The organism is Streptococcus pseudopneumoniae, from assembly GCF_001072925.1.
Classification (GTDB): domain Bacteria; phylum Bacillota; class Bacilli; order Lactobacillales; family Streptococcaceae; genus Streptococcus; species Streptococcus pseudopneumoniae_Q.
Genome location: NZ_JVHE01000044.1, coordinates 1 through 20,102, shown reverse-complemented (window position 1 = coordinate 20,102; position 20,102 = coordinate 1). Strand labels below are relative to the sequence as shown.

The window sequence follows — 20,102 nt, the reverse complement described above, 5'->3', positions numbered from 1 at the left end:
CCTACTCAACTGTGCGGAGGTGGGACGACGAAATCGTATTCTAACGAATTACCGATTTCTGTCCCACTCTCAGTAATTCTTCTATTAATCCTTTATTGACTGCAAAAGCGTCATTAGGGCTTGGGCAGAACGACATCCTGCTTCTACGATAAATTCATCAAAGGAAACGGATGCTTCATGGTTGGCATTGTCACTCATGGCACGAACGACTAAGAAAGGAAGGTTCAAAGCCTGAGCTGCTTGAGCAATAGCTGCCCCTTCCATCTCTACAGCAAGAACTTGAGGATAATGCTCTTTTATCGCTTTGATTTTATCTTCTCCAGCAACAAAACTGTCTCCTGTCGCAATCAAACCTAAATGCCAAGTTTGGTCCAGTTTAGACAAACTCTCTTGAATCAAGCTGATAAACTTTTGGTCTGATTCAAAATAGAGAGGCTGTTGAGCCATTTGACCGTAATCATAGCCAAAGGCAGTCACATCAACATCGTGGTAGGCAAGCTTGTCTGCAATCACTACATCCCCTACTGCGATTCCACTTGCCACTGCACCAGCAGAACCAGTATTAATCACTGCATCGACTTGAAAGTGATCTGATAAGATAGCGACACTCATCGCAGACATGACTTTACCAATACCACTCTCTACAAGTACAAGCTCAACAGAACCAATCTTACCAGTATGATAGCTATGTCCCAGAACCTTTTCTTCACTGGCTTCGTCCAAGTGTTGAATCAAGTAAACTAGTTCTTCTGGCATAGCTGCAATAATTCCAATTTTCATGATAGACCCCTTAAATAAATCTCATTGCTAAAATTAACAAAATCAAGAGAAAAATAACTGCAAAAAGAATCTTGTTTAATTTAGAATTAAAGACATTTCTCTTAGTATTTTCAATCCGTCGACTTTTGTGAATAGAAGGTTCAACTTCGATGGTCAGTGTATCTTGGCTAAAACCATGATCTTTGGTTCGCGAATAGCCAAAATTTTGCGAAGAAGTCGGTAAAATCTTAGTTTCCTCATCATCTAGCAAGGGAGGCCCTGAGATGTCCTCTCCTCGATTGGCACGTTCGATCATTTCATCTGTTAATAAAGGCTTACCCATGGGTTCCTCCACTATTTTTTTGTAATTCCCAGTACTGAATAGCCATGATAGTCTTGGCATCACAAATATCACCTGACTGGATCAGTTCTTTAGCTTGGTCAAGACTGACTTCAAGTAACTCTAAAGTCTCATCTTCATCCTGAGGACGAGGATTTTCAACTTTTGTCAAATCACTTGCCAAGTAAAGTTTTAAGCGCTCGTTACAAAATCCAATCGCAGAGTAAAAATCATAGAGAAGGCTTAATTTACCAGTATAGGCCGCTTCTTCTTCTAATTCACGAAGGGCTGCAGCTTCTGGATCTGCATTCTCCCCTATTTCAAGCTTACCTGCAGGAATTTCAACAGAGACTTTTTCAATTGCCTTGCGATATTGTTTAACAAGGACAATCTTATTTTCTGGAGTGACTGCAAGAACGCAAACTGCCCCATTGTGGAAAATCAAATCACGTTGCGCAGTACCTTTTCCAGAAGGTAGTTCAACCTGGTCTTGAACCAATTGGAAGATTGGTCCTTTATAGATTTCTTTACGACTAAGCGTCTTTTCTTCAAATTCCATCGTTAGCTCCTATTTATTGTTAGGATGGTGAGGGAGGCGAGTTGCATATTCGTCCTTATTAATTTGGCGACCTCGTCCAATAGCAATGGCATCAGCTGGAACATCCTTAGTAATGGTTGAACCTGCCCCAACAAGAGAGTTATCTCCGAGCTCTACTGGAGCAATGATGGTTGAATTTGATCCAACGAAAACATTGTTACCAATGGTTGTTTTAAACTTGTGTTGACCATCGTAATTTACAGTGATGGTTCCTGCACCGAAGTTGACATCACTACCAACTTCACAGTTACCAATATAAGTCAAATGACCAGCTTTTGTATTTTCACCGATGCTTGAACCTTTGACTTCAACAAAGTTCCCGATATGCACATCTTTCGAAAGGCTTGATCCTGGACGGATATGAGCATATGGTCCAACTGTAACACCATCAGCAACCGTGCTTTCTTCAATCATCGAGTTTGTAATCACTGCCCCTGAACCGATAGTGCTATCAAGGATATAAGTTCCATTGGTCAAAACAGTCCCTGCACCAATCCTACTAGAACCTTTGAGGGTTACATTTGCTTCAATTTGAACCTCTGGAGCGATCTCAACATCGATGTCAATGTAAGTAGTTTCAGGATTCACAAAACTAACTCCATTGACCATATGTGCTTGGTTAATACGGCGACGCATGATGCCTTCAGCTGTCGCAAGGGCAACACGGTCATTAACTCCGAGACTTTCATCAAAGTCTTTCAGAGTATAGGCTCCGACTTTTTCTCCAGCTTCACGGAAAATGCCGATGACATCGGTAATGTAGTATTCGCCTTGGGCATTGTTGGTGTTGATATTCTTCAAAGCTTCAAAGAGACGAGCATTATCAAAAACATAAGTTCCTGTATTGATTTCCTTGATTTGTTTTTCAAAATCTGTAGCGTCCTTCTGCTCCACGATACGAAGCACTTCAGCATTCTCATTACGAACAATACGTCCATAACCAAATGGATCTTCAGCTTCTGCAGTTAGGATTGTAGCTACGTTCTTGTGATTAACGTGGAAATCAATCAAGTTCTTTAGACTTTCACCAGTAATGAGTGGTGTATCACCAGCAATAACCAATGTTTGTCCAGAAAGTCCTTCAAGAATTGGCTCAGCCATCATAACCGCATGACCAGTTCCTAATTGCTCAGACTGTCTTACAAAATCAGTTTGACCAGCTAAAACTTGCTCCACAAGTTCTGCCTTATGACCCACAACCGTTACTGTTTTTTCAGGATTGATGGCCCCTACACTACGAAAAACATGCTCAAGCATAGAAATTCCTGCAACCTTGTGCATGACTTTTGGTAGATCTGATTTCATACGAGTACCTTTACCCGCTGCTAAAATAACTGCATAATTTGCCATATTTTTCTCTTTTCTATAGAAATTCCCTTATATTATATCATAAATTTGTTCATTCAAACACAAAAGAGGGCAAGTGCTATAAAACATTGCATTTCCTAGAGGATTTTGAGTATTTTTTTTGATTTTTTTCACCATTTACGATACACTATAAAAGTATGAGAAAGAAAATAAATCCTGTTTTTATTTTTACTGTATTAGCGACTATCGTGGGGATTTTAATCATTAACAGACCCAAGTTTGAAGACCATCCAGTCAAAACAAAGCAAAATCCAGTTCAAGTAGAAACTCAAGCTTTACATAATATCAACAAGCCGATTATTGATGTTTCTGGCTGGCAAAGACCATCTGAGATTAATTATGACACCTTAACTCAAAATATTTCAGGTGCGATTGTTCGGGTTCATAGTGGAGCTCAAGTTTCTGAAGAAAATGACGCTGCCTATAAAAATGGAGTCGATAAGGTCTACAAGGAGCATATCACAGAGTTTCAAAAACGAAATATTCCAGTTGCTGTTTACGCCTATGTAGCTGGAAAAAATGTCGAAGAAATGGAAAAAGCTGCTGAAGCCTTCTATAACGCCGCTTCACCTTACAATCCTAGCTACTATTGGCTTGATGTTGAAGAAAAGACTATGTCTGACATGAATCAGGGAGTTGAGGCCTTTCGTGCCAAATTAGCTTCATTGGGAGCAAAAAATATTGGTATCTATGTTGGTGTTTACTTTATGGAGGAACATAGTATCAGCGTTGATAATTACTCGGCTATCTGGATACCTTCCTATGGAACCAACTCAGGTCACTATGAGAGTGCTCCAAAAACAGATCTTAGCTACGACCTTCACCAATACACTTCCCATGGAAATCTTGGTGGATTTGAACATCACCTCGATTTGAACACTATTTCTTCATCAAAGAACAAGGAAGAAACCTTTAGAAAATTGTTTTTAAATCCTTAATCACTATCACAATAAGCAAGTCAGACATTGCTTTCTGCTTGCTTTTCTTTATTTTTCAGTATTAAATCACTGTTTTATCTATATAGAATATAAATCTCGGAGGCCCTCTATGTTATCATGGCTATCAAAAATTATTAAAGGAATTGTAATCGCCCTAGGTTTCATTCTACCAGGGATTTCTGGTGGCGTTCTTGCCGCTATTTTGGGAATTTATGAGAGAATGATTCGTTTTCTTGCCCATCCTTTTAAGAATTTAAAAGAAGATTTGCTCTTTTTCCTTCCTGTCGGTATTGGGATGTTACTGGGCATCGGACTTTTCTCTTATCCAATTGAGTATCTTTTAGAAAATTATCAAGTTTATGTATTGTGGAGTTTTGCTGGAGCTATCATTGGTACCATCCCAAGTCTTGTCAAAGAATCAACTCGTGATTCTGATAGAGATAAGGTTGACCACATATGGTTTTGGGCAACCTTCATCATCTCAGGTCTTGCCCTCTACGCCTTGAATTTTGTAGTTGGTTCTCTATCTGCAAGCTTCCTTAACTTTACACTGGCTGGTTGTTTGTTGGCGCTTGGAATTTTGGTTCCAGGGCTTAGTCCTTCTAATCTTCTCTTGATTCTCGGCCTTTATGGCCCTATGTTAACAGGGTTCAAGACTTTTGATTTGTTAGGAACCTTCTTACCAATTGGGATTGGACTTCTTATCACTCTGATTATCTTTTCAAAATTCATGGACTACGCTCTTCGCCTATATCACTCACGTGTGTATCATTTTATCATTGGAATTGTACTATCAAGTACACTTTTGATCCTTATTCCAAACGCTGGCAATGCTGAAAGTATCAGTTACAGTGGTTTGTCACTAGTTTCATATGTACTGATTGCTTTCTTCTTCGCACTAGGGATTTGGTTGGGAATCTGGATGAGTCAATTGGAGGATAAGTATAAATAATGGCAAAAAAAGTAAAAGTCAAGAAAACCTTGGTCCAACAAATTTTAACCAAAGCAGGAATAAACCATACAGGTATTCAAATTAATGCCTTGGAAGGTGAGATGCCTCAAGGTTATGAAAAGAGTCAGATTTTTAAGACTCTAGCACTTCTGGGAGATAAGACTGGACCCATTATCGGCATCCTTCCTATCACTGAACATCTTTCTGAAAAGAAACTGGCTAAGATTTCTGGTAATAAGAAAGTCAGCATGATTCCACAAAAAGACCTCGAAAAGACAACTGGCTACATCCACGGTGCCAATAATCCAGTTGGGATTCGTCAAAAACATAACTATCCTATCTTTATCGATCAAACTGCTATTAAACTGGAGGAAATGATTGTTTCCGCAGGGGAAGTAGGTCATAGTATCATTATCAACCCTCAAGATCTAGCAACCTTTGTAAAAGCTGAATTTGCAGATATCTTGGAGGCAAGTAACACATGAAATTCTATTTTATTCGTCACGGTAAAACACTTTGGAATCTTGAGGGACGTTTTCAAGGAGCAAGTGGTGACTCTCCACTCCTTGAGGAATCCATTGAGACCTTAAAAAAATTGGGTCAGTATCTCCAAGAAACTCCATTTGATGTGATTTATTCTAGTGATCTTCCTCGGGCTAAAACTTCTGCTCAAATTATCCAAAGTCAACTGAAAGACAGCTGTCCTTTAGTAGAAATAGCCTCTCTAAGAGAGTGGCAACTCGGGAAACTTGAAGGTGCAAAATTTGCAACCTTAGAAGCCATCTATCCCGAGCAATTAAAAGCTTTTCGTACCAATCTAGCTAAGTTTGATTCGACTTTGTTTGGTGCAGAGTCTGTCTATCAAACAACTCAGCGTACCACTCAATTTGTCAAATCATTAGAGTCCAAACCTTTTGAACATGTCATGATTGTTGGTCACGGAGCCAATCTTACAGCCAGTATTCGAACTCTTCTAGGATATGATACTCCGCTACTTAGAAAAGATGGGGGTCTAGCAAATGCTAGTGTTACTATTCTGGAAACCCAAGACTTTACAAACTTCAACCTATTAGTATGGAACGACACTTCTTATCAAGATAATAACTAAACTTAGCAATCACTGTTAAGTTCTTTTTAGATTTTGTAGAATATCCGTGAATTTATTTGACTTTTATGATAAAATGGGAGTACCGCAAAAAAGACTCATCGTATCATGAATTGAGTAAAAACTAGGAGGAAAAAATGTCAACAGAACATATGGAAGAACTAAATGACCAGCAGATCGTTCGCCGTGAAAAAATGGCTGCGCTCCGCGAACAAGGAATCGATCCATTCGGTAAACGATTTGAACGCACTGCTAACTCACAAGAATTAAAAGATAAATATGCTGACCTCGATAAGGAACAACTACATGAATTGAACGAGACTGCTACTATCGCTGGACGTTTGGTAACAAAGCGCGGTAAAGGTAAGGTTGGATTTGCCCACCTTCAAGACCGCGAAGGTCAAATCCAAATCTACGTTCGTAAAGATGCAGTCGGTGAAGAAAACTACGAAATCTTTAAAAAAGCTGACTTAGGAGACTTCCTTGGTGTCGAAGGTGAAATTATGCGTACAGATATGGGAGAACTCTCTATCAAGGCTACACATATCACTCACTTGTCCAAAGCCCTTCGTCCGCTTCCAGAGAAATTCCACGGTTTAACAGATGTTGAAACTATTTACCGTAAACGTTACCTTGATTTGATTTCAAACCGTGAAAGCTTTGAACGCTTTGTTACTCGCTCAAAAATCATCTCTGAAATCCGTCGTTACCTTGACCAAAAAGGCTTCCTTGAAGTGGAAACACCTGTTCTTCATAACGAAGCTGGTGGTGCTGCTGCTCGTCCATTCATCACTCACCACAATGCACAAAACATTGACATGGTGCTTCGTATCGCGACTGAGCTTCACTTGAAACGTCTTATCGTCGGTGGTATGGAACGTGTTTATGAGATTGGCCGTATCTTCCGTAACGAAGGAATGGATGCTACCCACAACCCTGAGTTCACTTCTATCGAAGTTTACCAAGCTTATGCAGACTTCCAAGACATTATGGACTTAACTGAAGGCATTATCCAACACGCTGCCAAATCAGTTAAAGGTGATGGTCCAGTCAACTATCAAGGAACTGAGATCAAGATCAATGAATCATTTAAACGTGTACACATGGTTGATGCAATCAAGGAAATTACAGGTGTTGATTTCTGGAAAGATATGACTTTCGAAGAAGCTAAAGCTATCGCTGCTGAGAAGAAAGTTCCAGTTGAAAAACACTACACTGAAGTTGGTCATATCATCAATGCTTTCTTTGAAGAATTTGTTGAAGAAACTTTGATTCAACCTACCTTTGTCTATGGTCATCCAGTAGCTGTATCTCCACTTGCTAAGAAGAATCCTGAAGATGAGCGCTTTACCGACCGTTTTGAACTCTTCATCATGACTAAAGAATACGGAAATGCCTTTACTGAGTTGAACGACCCAATCGACCAGCTTAGCCGTTTTGAAGCTCAAGCCAAAGCCAAAGAACTTGGTGACGATGAAGCTACAGGTATTGACTACGACTACATCGAAGCCCTTGAATACGGTATGCCTCCAACAGGTGGTTTGGGAATCGGTATCGACCGTCTCTGCATGCTCCTCACTGATACTACTACTATCCGTGATGTATTGCTCTTCCCAACTATGAAATAAAATACAAATCTCCTAGTCACATTCTAGGAGATTTTTTAATGTTAATAAAAAGACAAACTCGATTTTGAGCTTGTCTTTTGTGTTTGAATTAGAATAGACCTAAAACAGTTCCATCACTTTCAACATCCATGTTGAGAGCTGCTGGTCGTTTTGGAAGTCCAGGCATGGTCATGACATCACCAGTTAAGGCAACGATGAAGCCTGCACCAAGTTTTGGTACCAATTCACGAATAGTAATTTCAAAGTTTTCAGGTGCTCCAAGTGCGTTTGGATTATCTGAGAAACTGTACTGAGTCTTAGCCATACAGATTGGCAATTTGTCCCAACCATTTTGAACGATTTGAGCGATTTGAGTTTGAGCTTTCTTCTCGAAGTTTACTTTACTTCCACGATAGATTTCAGTGACAATCTTTTCAATCTTCTCTTGTACTGAAAGGTCATTGTCATACAAACGTGTATAGTTAGCTGGGTTTTCGTCAATCGTTTTGACGAGAGTTTCAGCTAGAGCCACTCCTCCTTCAGCTCCATCAGCCCATACGCTAGCTAACTCAACCGGAACATCAATTGAAGCACAAAGTTCTTTCAAAGCTGCGATTTCAGCTTCTGTATCAGATACGAACTCGTTAATAGCAACAACTGCTGGAATACCAAACTTACGGATATTCTCAACGTGGCGTTTCAAATTAGCAAAACCAGCACGAATAGCTTCTACATTCTCTTCTGTCAAAGCATCCTTAGCAACCCCACCATTCATCTTAAGAGCACGAAGAGTTGCAACAATGACTACTGCATCAGGAGATGTTGGCAAGTTTGGAGTTTTGATATCCAGGAATTTCTCAGCACCAAGGTCTGCACCAAAACCTGCTTCTGTCACTGTGTAATCTGCCAAGTGAAGGGCTGTAGTTGTAGCCAAGACAGAGTTACATCCGTGTGCGATATTGGCAAATGGGCCACCATGTACAAAGGCAGGTGTTCCATAGATGGTTTGAACCAAGTTCGGTTTGATAGCATCTTTCAAAATCAATGCCAAGGCACCTTCAACCTGTAAATCACCAACTGAAACAGGTGTACGATCATAACGGTAGCCGATAACGATATTGGCCAAACGACGTTTCAAATCTTCAATATCAGTTGCCAAGCAAAGAATAGCCATGATTTCTGATGCGACAGTGATATCAAATCCATCTTCGCGTGGAATACCATTAAGTGGACCACCAAGTCCAACTGTCACGTGACGAAGAGCACGATCATTCAAGTCCACTACGCGTTTCCAGAGAATACGACGTTGGTCGATTCCAAGCTCATTTCCTTGGTGCAAATGATTGTCAATCAAGGCAGAAAGAGCATTGTTTGCAGTTGTTATTGCATGCATATCTCCAGTAAAGTGAAGATTGATGTCTTCCATTGGTAAAACTTGGGCATAACCACCACCAGCTGCACCACCTTTAATCCCCATGACTGGTCCAAGAGAAGGTTCGCGGATAGCAATCATGGTTTTCTTACCAATCTTATTCAAAGCATCAGCAAGTCCGATAGTGATAGTTGATTTTCCTTCACCAGCAGGTGTTGGATTGATAGCAGTAACTAAAATCAATTTACCGACTGGATTACTTTCAACCTCACGGATCTTATCAAAGCTTAGCTTAGCCTTGTACTTTCCGTACAATTCCAAATCATCGTAAGAGATGCCAAGTTTCTCGACAACATCAACGATTGGTTTTAGCTCGATACTCTGTGCAATTTCAATATCTGTTTTCATAACAAACTCCTCTACCTCAAATGTGTTAATTCATTATATCATAAAATAAGATTTTTAACAGTCATAAAGCTTGGTAACGTTCGTAAATATCACAACACTTCAGACTTTCTTGGCTTCTTTTTAAATTTTTATATGCCTTTATAGGTTTTAACTATAGTTGAAAGCTTAGATTTCACATAATATTTTATCGCTTTCATTTTACTTACTGTTCATTTTTTTGTACAATAGTTCTATGAAAATTTTAGTTACATCTGGTGGTACAAGCGAAGCCATTGATCGAGTTCGCTCCATTACCAACCACTCTACTGGTAGACTTGGTAAAGTTATAACTGAGACTTTACTAAAAACTGGTCACCAAGTTTGTCTGATTACTACGCAACAAGCACTAAAACCAGAGCTAGACCAGAATTTAACCATTATTGAAATTAAAAACACTTCTGATTTACTCCAAGAGATGAAACGGATTGTCCCTGATTATCAAGTCTTGATCCATTCAATGGCTGTTTCTGACTACAGCCCAGTTTACATGACAGGTCTTGACCAAGTTCAAGCGAGCCAAGATTTAAGTGAGTTTTTGCATAAGAAAAATATGGAAACAAAGATCTCTTCTAAGGATGAGGTGCAAGTCCTATTTCTCAAGAAAAATCCAAAGATCATCTCTCTTGTTAAAGAATGGAATCCAAGTCTCCATCTCATTGGCTTTAAACTCCTTGTCGATGTTAGCAAGGAACATCTGATTCAAATCGCTAGAGAAAGTCTTGTAAAGAATCAAGCTGACTTGATTGTCGCTAATGACCTCACTCAGATTAATGCTGATCAACACATGGCTTACCTAGTTGAAAAGAATGATTATCAGATTGCTACCCAAAAACAAGAAATTGCTGACTTGTTAGTGGAAAAAATTCAAGGATTTGACTGTTAGAAAGGAAAATTATGGCTCGTATTACACTCGCTGTTACAGGCTCTATCGCCTCTTACAAGGCTGCTGATTTGGTTAGTGGCTTGAAGAAACAAGGGCATTCTGTTACTGTACTCATGACCCAGGCTGCGACTGCCTTTATTCAACCTTTAACCCTTCAAGTCTTATCTCAAAATACCGTACATCTCGATCTTATGCAGGAACCTTATCCTGATAAAGTTAATCATATCGAGCTAGGCAAAGAAACAGACTTGTTTATCCTTGCCCCTGCAACCGCTAATACGATTGCGAAAGTCGCGCACGGTTTTGCCGACAATATGGTTACTGCTACTGCTCTTGCCTTGCCAAACTATGTTCCAAAACTAGTAGCACCTGCCATGAATACTAAAATGTATGACCATCCAGCAACTCAAACAAACCTAAAAACTTTAGAAACTTATGGTTATACAATTATTTCCCCTAAAGAATCCCTACTGGCCTGTGGCGATGTAGGACGGGGTGCTCTTGCTGATCTTGATACTATTTTACAACAGATAAAGGAAAAACTTCATGAACAAACGCTCTAATATTGCTCCAATTGCTATCTTTTTTGCCAGCATGATCGTCATTCATCTGCTGAGCTCTATTGTCTTTAATGTCTTGCCATTTCCAATTAAACCAACCATTGTCCATATTCCAGTCATCATTGCTAGTATCATCTACGGGCCACGGATTGGAGCTATCTTAGGTTTCTTGATGGGAATGATTAGCTTGACAGTCAATACAATCACAATTCTCCCAACTAGCTACCTCTTCTCTCCTTTTGTGCCGAATGGGAATTTAGCTTCACTTGCTATTGCCATTATTCCTCGTATCTTAATTGGTTTAACACCATACTTTGTCTATAAACTCCTCAGAAACAAGGCGGGGCTTATATTTGCGGGGGCACTCGGTTCCCTTACTAATACTGTATTTGTACTAGGCGGTATCTTCTTCCTCTTTGGAAATGTTTTTGACGGAAATATCCAAAAACTATTAGCTACTGTCATCTCAACAAACTCTATCGCAGAACTGATTATCTCAGCAATACTCACCCTAGTTATTGTTCCGAGACTTGAAAAAATCAAAAAATAAGAGGTCGGGAAAATCCCGACCTCGATTTTTATTTGCCCTAAGTAACTGACTCTGTATTTAATTAAGATTACAGACTTCTAAAAGTCCCTTTGACGAGACTATCTAAAAGCTTGATTGAAAAGACTCACCAATATGGAAAAAAATCAATCTTGGAAAAAAATTTATTTTCCAACAACCTTTTATTTACTTATCATTGGGCTAGACGTGCTTCTTCTAAAATCTTTTCGATTTTTGTTGTCAGCAAATCGATGGCTACTGTATTAGTCACACCTTCTGGAATAACGATATCTGCATAACGCTTTGTTGGCTCAATAAATTGATGATACATGGGTTTCACTACACCAAGATACTGGTCAATAACGCTATCCAGGCTACGACCACGTTCTTCCATATCACGTTTAATACGGCGAATAATACGAACGTCATCATCTGTATCTACGAAAATCTTAATATCCATCAAATCACGAAGTCGTTTGTCCTCCAAAACTAAGATTCCTTCTACGATAAAGACATCCTGAGGTTCTTGACGATAAGTTTTAGAACTTCTGGTATGGGTAGCATAATCATAGGTAGGAATATCTACAGGACGTCCTGCCAACAACTCTTTGATTTGCGCAATCATCAAATCAGTATCAAAAGCAAAAGGATGGTCATAGTTGGTCTTGATACGCTCTTCAAAGGTTAGATGAGATTGATCTTTATAGTAGGAATCATGCTCAATCATAGCTATTTTCTCATTTGGAAAATGTGACAAGATTGCTTTAGATACGCTTGTCTTTCCTCCTCCAGATCCCCCTGTTACTCCGATAATGATTGGTCTATTTTGCATTGTAGCCTCCTTGTATTTTCCCTTGTCTATTTTACCATATTTTTGATAAATTTCACAGATGGAGTTTTCTACAAAATAGAAGAAAAAATCCTCATAGCTAGAAGCTACAAGGATTTGTAATTGATTAATCGAAGTTAACGTATTCTTTAGAAAGTTCAAGAACTTCTTCCATTGTTGAACATTCTGTAAGAGCGCGGTTAGCGTATTCTTGCATTTTAGCAGTGTCAAGTTTCTTCATCAAGCTACGTGTACGAAGTACAGATGTTGCTGACATAGAAAACTCATCCAAGCCCATTCCGACAAGAAGTGGAACAGCTGTTTGGTCACCAGCCATCTCACCACACATACCAGCCCATTTACCTTCAGCGTGAGCTGCTTTGATAACGTTGTTAATCAAACGAAGGATTGATGGGTTATACGGTTGGTAAAGGTATGAAACTTGCTCGTTCATACGGTCTGCCGCCATTGTGTATTGGATCAAGTCGTTTGTACCAATTGAGAAGAAGTCAACTTCTTTTGCAAATTGGTCTGCAAGCATTGCTGCCGCAGGAATTTCAATCATGATACCAACTTGGATGTCATCCGCAACTGCAACACCTTCAGCAAGAAGGTTAGCTTTTTCTTCATCGAAGACTGCTTTAGCCGCACGGAATTCTTTCAAAAGCGCAACCATTGGGAACATGATACGCAATTGACCGTGTACAGAAGCACGAAGAAGAGCACGGATTTGAGTGCGGAACATTGCATCTCCAGTTTCAGAGATAGAGATACGAAGAGCACGGAATCCAAGGAATGGGTTCATTTCATGAGGCATATCGAAGTAAGGAAGTTCCTTGTCACCACCGATATCCATTGTACGGACAACAACTGGTTTACCGTTCATTCCTTCCAGAACAGCCTTGTATGCTTCGTACTGCTCGTCTTCAGTTGGGAAGTCTTGAGAATCCATGTACAAGAACTCTGTACGGTAAAGACCGACAGCTTCTGCACCATTGTCATTAACACCTTCAACGTCTTTTGGAGTACCAATGTTTGCTGCCAATTCGAAGTGTTTACCGTCAGCAGTAACTGTTTGAGCATCTTTCAAGAGTGCCCACTCAGCTTTTTGTTGAGCGTAAGCTTCACCAGCTGCTTTAAATTCAGCTGCTTGTTCTTCAGTAGGGTTGATAATCACTTCACCTGTAATACCATTAACGGCAAGTAGGTCACCATCTTTAACGATTTCAGTGATGTTGTTTGTACCCAAAACTGCAGCGATTTCAAGTGTACGAGCCATGATAGCTGAGTGACTTGTACGACCACCAATGTTTGTTACAAAAGCTTTTACAAAGTTTTTGTCCAATTGAGCTGTATCAGATGGAGTCAAGTCGTGAGCAATCACGATCACTTCTTCATTGATAGAAGCTGGGTTTGGCAATTTTTTACCAAGGAGATTAGCCAATACACGTTTTGTTACGTCGCGGATATCCGCTGCACGTTCTTGCATGTATGGGTTGTCTTCCATGCCTTCAAAGATTGTGATAAACATATCTGTAACTTCTTTCAGACCTGCTTCTGCATTCACTTTCTTAGCACGGATAGTTTCTTTGATTTGACCAATCAATTCAGGGTCAGCAAGAACCATCAAATGAGCGTCAAATACTTGTGCCGCTTCTTCACCAAGCGTACCTACAGCCTTCTCGCGGATAAGAGAAAGCTCGTTTTGAGAAGCTTCAAGAGCAACATCCAAACGAGCCTCTTCTGCATTTGTATCTTCGACTGTAACAGTCTCGAATGATAAATCCGGTTGAACGAGTAGATATGCTTTTGCAACTGCAACACCGTCAGATGCTGCGATTCCTTTAAGCATTTCTGTCATTTCCTTATGCCAATCCTTCTTTTTCCATTGTTTCTGAGATTGCAGCGATAGCGTCATCAGCGTCTGCACCTTCAGCAGTGATTGTAACGTCAGCACCTTGACCAACACCAAGGCTCATTACACCCATGATAGATTTAAGGTTAACTGATTTACCTTTGTACTCAAGAGTGATATCTGAAGCAAATTTGCTAGCAGTTTGTACCAACAATGTTGCTGGACGTGCGTGAATACCTGTTTCTGCCACTACGTGGAAATCTTTAGAAGCCATAGTTTGACTCTCCTTTAATAGTTTTCTTGTTGAGTTACATATCTGATAACCCTTACAATTTAGTATTATATCACCTTCATTGATATTTTTCAAGTATTTTATGGACTTTCTTCAATTTCCTTTCAGATAACTTGCTGAAAATCTTCTATTAAATTTAACAAAACACAGTATGTAGTTTTTATTAAGACGTCTATAATGAAATCATTGATTTTTCTGAAGTTATTTTTCAAAACTACACTATATATTGTGTTTGTTAGTAAAATCAGTAAAATAAGTACACAAGATTTAGTTTTAGAAAGTTGACAAAGTTTTTTTTTCTGATATACTAAGAAAGTAATAAATTTTTAAAGAGGAGTTACAGAAATGGTAACCGTATATTCTAAAAACAACTGTGTCCAATGTAAAATGACGAAACGTTTTTTAGACAGTAATAATGTTGAATATAAAGAAATCAATCTTGATGAACAACCTGAATACATTGATCAAGTAAAAGAGCTTGGCTTTAGTGCTGCTCCTATTATTCAGACACCAACAGAAGTTTTCTCTGGTTTCCAACCAGGTAAACTCAAACAACTTGCTTAAGAATCAGGACAAAAGCTTCTATGTCTACCTTAGAAGCCTTTCTTTTGTAATTAGATAAAGGAATTTTTATGGGATTAAAACAACTTGAAGATGTGACTTACTTCCGTCTTAATAATGAAATTAACCGTCCTGTTAATGGACAAATTATGCTTCACAAGGACAAGGAAGCTTTAGAAGCCTTCTTTAAAGAAAATGTTGTACCAAATACAATGGTTTTTAACTCAATTACGGATAAAATCAACTTCCTCATTGAGCATAACTACATTGAAACAGCATTTATCAAGAAATACCGTCCAGAATTTTTGGAAGAACTACACCAATTTATCAAGGATCAAAACTTCCAGTTTAAGTCTTTCATGGCTGCCTATAAATTCTATAATCAGTATGCTCTGAAAACTAATGACGGAGAGTACTATCTTGAGAGTATGGAAGACCGTGTCTTCTTTAACGCTCTTTACTTTGCGGATGGTGATGAAGCGATTGCTATTGATATTGCTAATGAAATCATCCACCAACGCTATCAACCTGCTACTCCTTCTTTCTTGAATGCAGGTCGTGCACGTCGTGGTGAATTGGTATCGTGTTTCTTGATCCAGGTAACAGATGATATGAACTCTATCGGACGTTCTATCAACTCAGCTCTTCAACTATCACGTATCGGTGGTGGTGTGGGAATTTCCCTCAGCAACCTTCGTGAAGCTGGAGCTCCTATCAAAGGCTATGAAGGTGCTGCTTCTGGTGTCGTACCAGTTATGAAGCTTTTCGAAGACAGCTTCTCTTACTCTAACCAACTTGGTCAGCGTCAAGGTGCTGGGGTTGTTTACCTCAATGTCTTTCACCCAGATATCATCGCCTTCCTTTCAACTAAGAAGGAAAACGCCGATGAAAAAGTGCGTGTCAAGACCCTTTCACTTGGTGTTGTGGTTCCAGATAAATTCTACGAATTGGCTCGTAAAAATGAAGAAATGTACCTCTTCAGCCCTTACTCTGTAGAGCTTGAATACGGCGTGCCATTTAACTACATCGACATCACAGAAAAATACGATGAACTAGTTGCAAATCCAAACATCCGTAAGACAAAAATCAAGGCGCGTGATTTGGAAACTGAGATTTCTAAATTGCAACAAGAATCTGGTTATCCTTATGTGGTCAACATTGATACAGCCAACCGTGCAAATCCAGTTGATGGTAAGATTATCATGAGCAACTTGTGTTCAGAGATTCTTCAAGTCCAAGAACCAAGTCTTATCAACGATGCTCAAGAATTTCTTAAAATGGGGACTGACGTTTCATGTAACCTTGGTTCAACAAACGTTGTAAACATGATGACTTCACCTGACTTTGGTCGCTCCATCCGTGCTATGGTTCGTGCCCTTACTTTCGTGACAGATAGTTCACACATCGTCGCTGTTCCTACTATCGACCACGGAAACAGCCAAGCTCACACCTTTGGACTTGGAGCTATGGGACTTCACAGTTATCTTGCTCAACAATTGATCGAATACGGATCACCTGAGTCTGTTGAATTCACAAGCATCTACTTCATGCTTATGAACTACTGGACCTTGGTTGAGTCAAACAATATCGCACATGAACGTGGTGTTACCTTCCACAACTTTGAAAAATCAGACTATGCTAACGGAAGCTACTTTGATAAGTATTTGACTGACGAATTTCTTCCAAAATCAGACCGTGTTAAAGAACTCTTCAAAGATATCTTTATTCCTACTGCTGCTGACTGGGCTGAACTTCGTGATAAAGTTAAAGCAGATGGACTTTACCACCAAAACCGCCTTGCTGTAGCGCCAAATGGTTCTATCAGCTACATCAACGATGTTTCTGCTTCTATTCACCCAATTACACAACGTATCGAAGAACGTCAAGAGAAGAAAATTGGTAAGATCTACTATCCTGCTGCTGGTTTGTCAACAGAAACAATCCCTTACTACACTTCTGCTTATGACATGGATATGCGTAAAGTCATTGACGTTTATGCTGCTGCGACTGAGCACGTGGACCAAGGACTTTCACTCACACTCTTCATGCGTAGTGATATCCCAACAGGCCTTTACGAATGGAAGAAAGAAAACAAACAAACGACACGTGACTTGTCTATCCTTCGTAACTATGCCTTCAACAAAGGTATCAAGTCTATCTACTACGTCCGTACCTTTACAGATGATGGTGGAGAAGTCGGTGCTAACCAATGCGAGAGCTGTGTGATTTAATTCAACTCTCAAAAAAATTACATTTACTTAATCCATTAAACGAAACGTATTTTGCTGATAGAATCATGTAAGAACATAAAAGTCGGGCTACCGACTTTTTGTTCGATTATAGCATAGAATTATGATAAAATAAGAATGATTATGTTATCGCATTACTACACACAGAAAGAGATTTCAAATGAAAACTTACTACAAAGCTATTAACTGGAATGCCATCGAAGATGTCATTGACAAATCAACCTGGGAAAAGCTGACTGAGCAGTTTTGGCTCGATACGCGTATCCCCTTGTCAAATGACCTAGACGACTGGAGAAAGCTTTCTAACAAGGAAAAAGACCTTGTTGGTAAAGTTTTTGGAGGTTTAACCCTTCTTGATACCATGCAATCAGAAACTGGTGTTCAAGCTCTTCGTGCTGATATTCGTACGCCTCACGAGGAAGCTGTTTTTAACAATATCCAATTTATGGAATCTGTTCATGCTAAGTCTTACTCTTCTATCTTTTCTACCTTGAATACTAAGTCAGAAATCGAAGAGATTTTCGAATGGACCAACACCAATCCATATCTTCAGAAAAAAGCTGAAATTATCAATGAAATCTACCTAAACGGAACTCCACTAGAAAAGAAAGTAGCTAGTGTTTTCCTTGAAACCTTCCTTTTCTACTCTGGTTTCTTCACACCACTCTACTATCTTGGAAACAACAAGTTGGCCAACGTGGCAGAAATTATCAAATTGATTATTCGTGATGAATCAGTTCATGGAACCTACATCGGCTACAAATTCCAACTTGGTTTCAATGAATTGCCAGAAGATGAGCAAGAAAAACTCAAAGAATGGATGTACGACCTTCTCTATACTCTTTATGAGAATGAAGAAGGCTACACAGAGAGCCTCTATGACGAAGTCGGATGGACTGAAGAGGTTAAAACCTTCCTTCGCTACAATGCAAATAAAGCCCTTATGAACTTGGGGCAAGATCCTCTCTTCCCTGACTCAGCTGACGATGTCAACCCGATCGTTATGAACGGGATTTCAACTGGTACATCAAACCATGACTTCTTCTCTCAAGTTGGTAATGGCTATCTACTTGGTGAAGTTGAAGCTATGCAGGATGATGACTATAACTATGGACTAAATTAATATCTAACCTAAAAAACATCTAAGTTTAATTACAAACTAGATGTTTTTTTTTGTTTATTTTTGTTTTCTTTAAGTTGCTTAGTTGTTTAAAATATGATAAAATAATATTAGATTTGGGGGTGGTTCAATGCTGAAGCAAGAAAAATTAGATACTATTTTAGACATTGTTAATACAAAAGGAACTATCACTGTTAAAGAGATTATGAATCGCCTTGATATTTCCGATATGACAGCTAGACGATATTTACAAGAGTTAGCGGATAAGGATTTGCTGGTTCGAGTTCATGGAGGAGCTGAAAAACTTCGAACAGGTTCCTTATTAAACAATGAGCGTTCTAACGTTGAAAAACAAGGGCTACAAACAGCAGAAAAACAAGAAATTGCTCGCTTTGCAGGTCACTTAGTTGAAGAAAGAGAAACTATTTTCATTGGTCCAGGTACCACATTAGAATTCTTTGCGCGAGAACTTCCTATCGATAACATTCGAGTTGTTACCAATAGTTTGCCTGTATTTCTCATTCTAAATGAGCGTAAGCTAACTGACCTAATTTTAATCGGTGGTAATTATCGTTCAATTACTGGAGCCTTTGTAGGTACTCTAACCCTCCAAGATATCGCTAGTTTGCAATTTTCAAAAGCCTTCGTTAGTTGTAATGGTATCAAGGATCATGCTATCGCTACTTTTAGTGAAGACGAAGGTGAAGCACAGAAATTAGCACTAGAAAACGCCAATAAAAAATATCTCCTAGCTGACCATAGCAAATTTGATAAATTTGATTTCTTCACATTTTACAATATCTCAGATATCGACACCATTATCACTGATTCAAAGTTAAGTGACCAAACACTCCAATCACTGTCTAAACAAACTAAAATTATCAAGTCAAAACCTTAACTCTACAACTAGTCACAGAATTTAGTAGCTACTACTAATTCTATGGCTAGTTTTTTATTTTGCAAAAATTATAAAAGATTCCCCCAATGTTTATAGATATTTACCAAACACAAATATTATAGAACTAAAAAAACCTGAAAGTTATATCTTTCAGGTTTTTTGATCGGAATAATCAACTAATAAAATCGTTAGAAGATTTATTCTTCATCATCACGCTTACGACGTTTAGCCACTAATCCTAATCCAGTTAGACCTGCTACAACTCCAAGGAGAGCATTTGCAGCTGAAGCAGTTTCACCTGTATTTGGTAATTGCTTACGGGCCTTAGTGGTATCAGTTTGAGGAGCTAGACTAGTTGAAGTCGAATGAATCATAGACGCACTTGTTGACGCTGATTCAGAAGCTGATGTGCTTGCTGACTCGGATGCGCTTGTACTTGCTGATTCAGAAACCGATGTGCTTGCTGAGGCTGACTCAGAAGCTGATATTGATGCTGACTCTGATGTACTTGTGCTTGCTGATATTGAACGAGACATCGATTGACTAATGCTTACTGATATTGATTGTGATACTGACGTACTAATTGAATCTGATGTAATAATACTATCAATATCTAAGCTATCAAGCGACAAGCTTTCTGGCGTTCCCTTGCTTGTGACTACAGAAGCTGATGTGCTTGCTGATTCTGATGCACTTGTTGATGCTGACTCAGATGCGCTTGTGCTTGCTGATTCTGATGCAGACGTTGATGCTGACTCTGATGCGCTTGTGCTTGCTGATTCTGAAGCTGATGTGCTTGCTGACTCAGATGCGCTTGTGCTT

The 20,102-nt window shown here is 39.2% G+C and carries 23 protein-coding genes; 14 read left to right on the top strand and 9 right to left on the bottom strand.

Going from position 1 to position 20,102, the window contains the following annotated elements:
• Positions 1–84: 84 nt before the first annotated feature.
• From ADH81_RS01980 to glmU, 4 genes are read right to left on the bottom strand one after another with little or no spacing between them, the layout of a single operon-like run.
• Complete coding sequence (locus ADH81_RS01980; RefSeq protein WP_049526123.1) at positions 85–780, bottom strand: 5'-methylthioadenosine/adenosylhomocysteine nucleosidase; 696 nt, start codon at positions 778–780, stop codon at positions 85–87.
• A gap of 10 nt (positions 781–790) precedes the next feature.
• Complete coding sequence (gene macP / locus ADH81_RS01975; protein WP_000517859.1) at positions 791–1,102, bottom strand: cell wall synthase accessory phosphoprotein MacP; 312 nt, start codon at positions 1,100–1,102, stop codon at positions 791–793.
• A complete protein-coding gene (locus ADH81_RS01970) occupies positions 1,095–1,658 on the bottom strand; it encodes an NUDIX hydrolase (protein WP_049526122.1) in 564 nt (187 codons plus the stop codon). The genes macP and ADH81_RS01970 overlap by 8 nt, the downstream gene beginning before the upstream one ends.
• Positions 1,659–1,667: 9 nt before the next feature.
• Positions 1,668–3,047: a bifunctional UDP-N-acetylglucosamine diphosphorylase/glucosamine-1-phosphate N-acetyltransferase GlmU gene (gene glmU, locus ADH81_RS01965; protein WP_049526120.1), complete on the bottom strand. Its 1,380-nt coding sequence runs from the start codon at positions 3,045–3,047 to the stop codon at positions 1,668–1,670.
• A gap of 155 nt (positions 3,048–3,202) precedes the next feature.
• Here glmU and ADH81_RS01960 point away from each other — a divergent pair, with 155 nt between their 5' ends.
• From ADH81_RS01960 to lysS, 5 genes are all read left to right on the top strand, one after another.
• Positions 3,203–4,003, top strand: coding sequence for a glycoside hydrolase family 25 protein (locus ADH81_RS01960; protein WP_049526118.1), 801 nt, complete (start codon positions 3,203–3,205; stop codon positions 4,001–4,003).
• Between the two features lie 109 nt (positions 4,004–4,112).
• Positions 4,113–4,955 carry a DUF368 domain-containing protein gene (locus ADH81_RS01955; RefSeq protein WP_049526116.1) on the top strand — a complete coding sequence of 281 codons (843 nt, stop codon included), beginning with the start codon at positions 4,113–4,115 and terminating at the stop codon, positions 4,953–4,955.
• Positions 4,955–5,440 (top strand): aminoacyl-tRNA deacylase, encoded by a 486-nt coding sequence (locus ADH81_RS01950; protein ID WP_049526115.1) that lies wholly within the window; start codon positions 4,955–4,957, stop codon positions 5,438–5,440. Before ADH81_RS01955 ends, ADH81_RS01950 begins: the two co-directional genes overlap by 1 nt.
• Positions 5,437–6,063: a histidine phosphatase family protein gene (locus tag ADH81_RS01945; RefSeq protein ID WP_049526113.1), complete on the top strand. Its 627-nt coding sequence runs from the start codon at positions 5,437–5,439 to the stop codon at positions 6,061–6,063. The genes ADH81_RS01950 and ADH81_RS01945 overlap by 4 nt, the downstream gene beginning before the upstream one ends.
• Before the next feature lie 134 nt (positions 6,064–6,197).
• Positions 6,198–7,688 carry a lysine--tRNA ligase gene (gene lysS / locus ADH81_RS01940; protein WP_049526111.1) on the top strand — a complete coding sequence of 497 codons (1,491 nt, stop codon included), beginning with the start codon at positions 6,198–6,200 and terminating at the stop codon, positions 7,686–7,688.
• An 88-nt stretch (positions 7,689–7,776) separates the two neighbouring features.
• Here the strand turns inward: lysS and ADH81_RS01935 are convergent, their stop codons facing one another.
• Positions 7,777–9,447, bottom strand: coding sequence for a formate--tetrahydrofolate ligase (locus ADH81_RS01935; protein ID WP_049526109.1), 1,671 nt, complete (start codon positions 9,445–9,447; stop codon positions 7,777–7,779).
• Positions 9,448–9,679: 232 nt separating this feature from the next.
• Between ADH81_RS01935 and ADH81_RS01930 the strand changes: the two genes are divergently transcribed.
• The 3 genes from ADH81_RS01930 to ADH81_RS01920 are packed head-to-tail and all read left to right on the top strand — an operon-like array spanning position 9,680 to position 11,479.
• Positions 9,680–10,369, top strand: a complete 690-nt coding sequence (locus ADH81_RS01930; RefSeq protein WP_049526107.1) for a phosphopantothenate--cysteine ligase — start codon at positions 9,680–9,682, stop codon at positions 10,367–10,369.
• 11 nt (positions 10,370–10,380) lie between these two features.
• On the top strand, positions 10,381–10,932 hold the full coding sequence (gene coaC / locus ADH81_RS01925; protein WP_049526105.1) for a phosphopantothenoylcysteine decarboxylase: 552 nt from the start codon (positions 10,381–10,383) through the stop codon (positions 10,930–10,932).
• The gene (locus ADH81_RS01920) at positions 10,916–11,479 is read left to right on the top strand and encodes an ECF transporter S component (protein ID WP_049526104.1); all 564 of its coding nucleotides are present in this window, start codon (positions 10,916–10,918) and stop codon (positions 11,477–11,479) included. The genes coaC and ADH81_RS01920 overlap by 17 nt, the downstream gene beginning before the upstream one ends.
• Positions 11,480–11,669: 190 nt before the next feature.
• Here the strand turns inward: ADH81_RS01920 and udk are convergent, their stop codons facing one another.
• From udk to ADH81_RS01905, 3 genes are all read right to left on the bottom strand, one after another.
• A complete protein-coding gene (udk, locus tag ADH81_RS01915; protein WP_049526124.1) occupies positions 11,670–12,308 on the bottom strand; it encodes a uridine kinase in 639 nt (212 codons plus the stop codon).
• A 124-nt stretch (positions 12,309–12,432) separates the two neighbouring features.
• Positions 12,433–14,166 (bottom strand): phosphoenolpyruvate--protein phosphotransferase, encoded by a 1,734-nt coding sequence (ptsP, locus tag ADH81_RS01910; protein ID WP_025171271.1) that lies wholly within the window; start codon positions 14,164–14,166, stop codon positions 12,433–12,435.
• A 4-nt stretch (positions 14,167–14,170) separates the two neighbouring features.
• Positions 14,171–14,434 (bottom strand): phosphocarrier protein HPr, encoded by a 264-nt coding sequence (locus tag ADH81_RS01905; RefSeq protein ID WP_000146952.1) that lies wholly within the window; start codon positions 14,432–14,434, stop codon positions 14,171–14,173.
• 363 nt (positions 14,435–14,797) lie between these two features.
• Between ADH81_RS01905 and nrdH the strand changes: the two genes are divergently transcribed.
• The 4 genes from nrdH (at position 14,798) to ADH81_RS01885 (ending at position 19,280) form a co-directional block, all read left to right on the top strand.
• A complete protein-coding gene (gene nrdH / locus ADH81_RS01900) occupies positions 14,798–15,016 on the top strand; it encodes a glutaredoxin-like protein NrdH (protein WP_000259242.1) in 219 nt (72 codons plus the stop codon).
• 68 nt (positions 15,017–15,084) lie between these two features.
• Positions 15,085–17,244, top strand: a complete 2,160-nt coding sequence (nrdE, locus tag ADH81_RS01895; RefSeq protein ID WP_049526103.1) for a class 1b ribonucleoside-diphosphate reductase subunit alpha — start codon at positions 15,085–15,087, stop codon at positions 17,242–17,244.
• A 178-nt stretch (positions 17,245–17,422) separates the two neighbouring features.
• Entirely contained in the window at positions 17,423–18,385 is a 963-nt protein-coding gene (gene nrdF, locus ADH81_RS01890) for a class 1b ribonucleoside-diphosphate reductase subunit beta (RefSeq protein WP_049526102.1), read from the top strand.
• Between the two features lie 127 nt (positions 18,386–18,512).
• Positions 18,513–19,280, top strand: a complete 768-nt coding sequence (locus tag ADH81_RS01885; RefSeq protein WP_049526101.1) for a DeoR/GlpR family DNA-binding transcription regulator — start codon at positions 18,513–18,515, stop codon at positions 19,278–19,280.
• Positions 19,281–19,477: 197 nt separating this feature from the next.
• On the opposite strand, the gene ADH81_RS11525 is transcribed toward ADH81_RS01885, so the two are convergent.
• A complete protein-coding gene (locus ADH81_RS11525; RefSeq protein WP_049526098.1) occupies positions 19,478–19,654 on the bottom strand; it encodes an LPXTG cell wall anchor domain-containing protein in 177 nt (58 codons plus the stop codon).
• A 34-nt stretch (positions 19,655–19,688) separates the two neighbouring features.
• Between ADH81_RS11525 and ADH81_RS11520 the strand changes: the two genes are divergently transcribed.
• Together ADH81_RS11520 and ADH81_RS11515 are read left to right on the top strand one after the other, a co-directional pair.
• Positions 19,689–19,823 carry a hypothetical protein gene (locus tag ADH81_RS11520; protein ID WP_275043560.1) on the top strand — a complete coding sequence of 45 codons (135 nt, stop codon included), beginning with the start codon at positions 19,689–19,691 and terminating at the stop codon, positions 19,821–19,823.
• A 3-nt stretch (positions 19,824–19,826) separates the two neighbouring features.
• The coding region (locus tag ADH81_RS11515; protein WP_049526096.1) for a hypothetical protein at positions 19,827–20,102 on the top strand (276 nt) is incomplete at its 3' end.

Excerpts from the sequence above, each read along its gene's own strand:
- ADH81_RS01980 (WP_049526123.1), bottom strand. The coding sequence starts at position 780 with ATGAAAATTGGAATTATTGCAGCTATGCCAGAAGAACTAGTTTACTTG.
- macP (WP_000517859.1), bottom strand. The coding sequence starts at position 1,102 with ATGGGTAAGCCTTTATTAACAGATGAAATGATCGAACGTGCCAATCGA.
- ADH81_RS01970 (WP_049526122.1), bottom strand. The coding sequence starts at position 1,658 with ATGGAATTTGAAGAAAAGACGCTTAGTCGTAAAGAAATCTATAAAGGA.
- glmU (WP_049526120.1), bottom strand. The coding sequence starts at position 3,047 with ATGGCAAATTATGCAGTTATTTTAGCAGCGGGTAAAGGTACTCGTATG.
- ADH81_RS01960 (WP_049526118.1), top strand. The coding sequence starts at position 3,203 with ATGAGAAAGAAAATAAATCCTGTTTTTATTTTTACTGTATTAGCGACT.
- ADH81_RS01955 (WP_049526116.1), top strand. The coding sequence starts at position 4,113 with ATGTTATCATGGCTATCAAAAATTATTAAAGGAATTGTAATCGCCCTA.
- ADH81_RS01950 (WP_049526115.1), top strand. The coding sequence starts at position 4,955 with ATGGCAAAAAAAGTAAAAGTCAAGAAAACCTTGGTCCAACAAATTTTA.
- ADH81_RS01945 (WP_049526113.1), top strand. The coding sequence starts at position 5,437 with ATGAAATTCTATTTTATTCGTCACGGTAAAACACTTTGGAATCTTGAG.
- lysS (WP_049526111.1), top strand. The coding sequence starts at position 6,198 with ATGTCAACAGAACATATGGAAGAACTAAATGACCAGCAGATCGTTCGC.
- ADH81_RS01935 (WP_049526109.1), bottom strand. The coding sequence starts at position 9,447 with ATGAAAACAGATATTGAAATTGCACAGAGTATCGAGCTAAAACCAATC.
- ADH81_RS01930 (WP_049526107.1), top strand. The coding sequence starts at position 9,680 with ATGAAAATTTTAGTTACATCTGGTGGTACAAGCGAAGCCATTGATCGA.
- coaC (WP_049526105.1), top strand. The coding sequence starts at position 10,381 with ATGGCTCGTATTACACTCGCTGTTACAGGCTCTATCGCCTCTTACAAG.
- ADH81_RS01920 (WP_049526104.1), top strand. The coding sequence starts at position 10,916 with ATGAACAAACGCTCTAATATTGCTCCAATTGCTATCTTTTTTGCCAGC.
- udk (WP_049526124.1), bottom strand. The coding sequence starts at position 12,308 with ATGCAAAATAGACCAATCATTATCGGAGTAACAGGGGGATCTGGAGGA.
- ptsP (WP_025171271.1), bottom strand. The coding sequence starts at position 14,166 with ATGACAGAAATGCTTAAAGGAATCGCAGCATCTGACGGTGTTGCAGTT.
- ADH81_RS01905 (WP_000146952.1), bottom strand. The coding sequence starts at position 14,434 with ATGGCTTCTAAAGATTTCCACGTAGTGGCAGAAACAGGTATTCACGCA.
- nrdH (WP_000259242.1), top strand. The coding sequence starts at position 14,798 with ATGGTAACCGTATATTCTAAAAACAACTGTGTCCAATGTAAAATGACG.
- nrdE (WP_049526103.1), top strand. The coding sequence starts at position 15,085 with ATGGGATTAAAACAACTTGAAGATGTGACTTACTTCCGTCTTAATAAT.
- nrdF (WP_049526102.1), top strand. The coding sequence starts at position 17,423 with ATGAAAACTTACTACAAAGCTATTAACTGGAATGCCATCGAAGATGTC.
- ADH81_RS01885 (WP_049526101.1), top strand. The coding sequence starts at position 18,513 with ATGCTGAAGCAAGAAAAATTAGATACTATTTTAGACATTGTTAATACA.
- ADH81_RS11525 (WP_049526098.1), bottom strand. The coding sequence starts at position 19,654 with ATGATTCATTCGACTTCAACTAGTCTAGCTCCTCAAACTGATACCACT.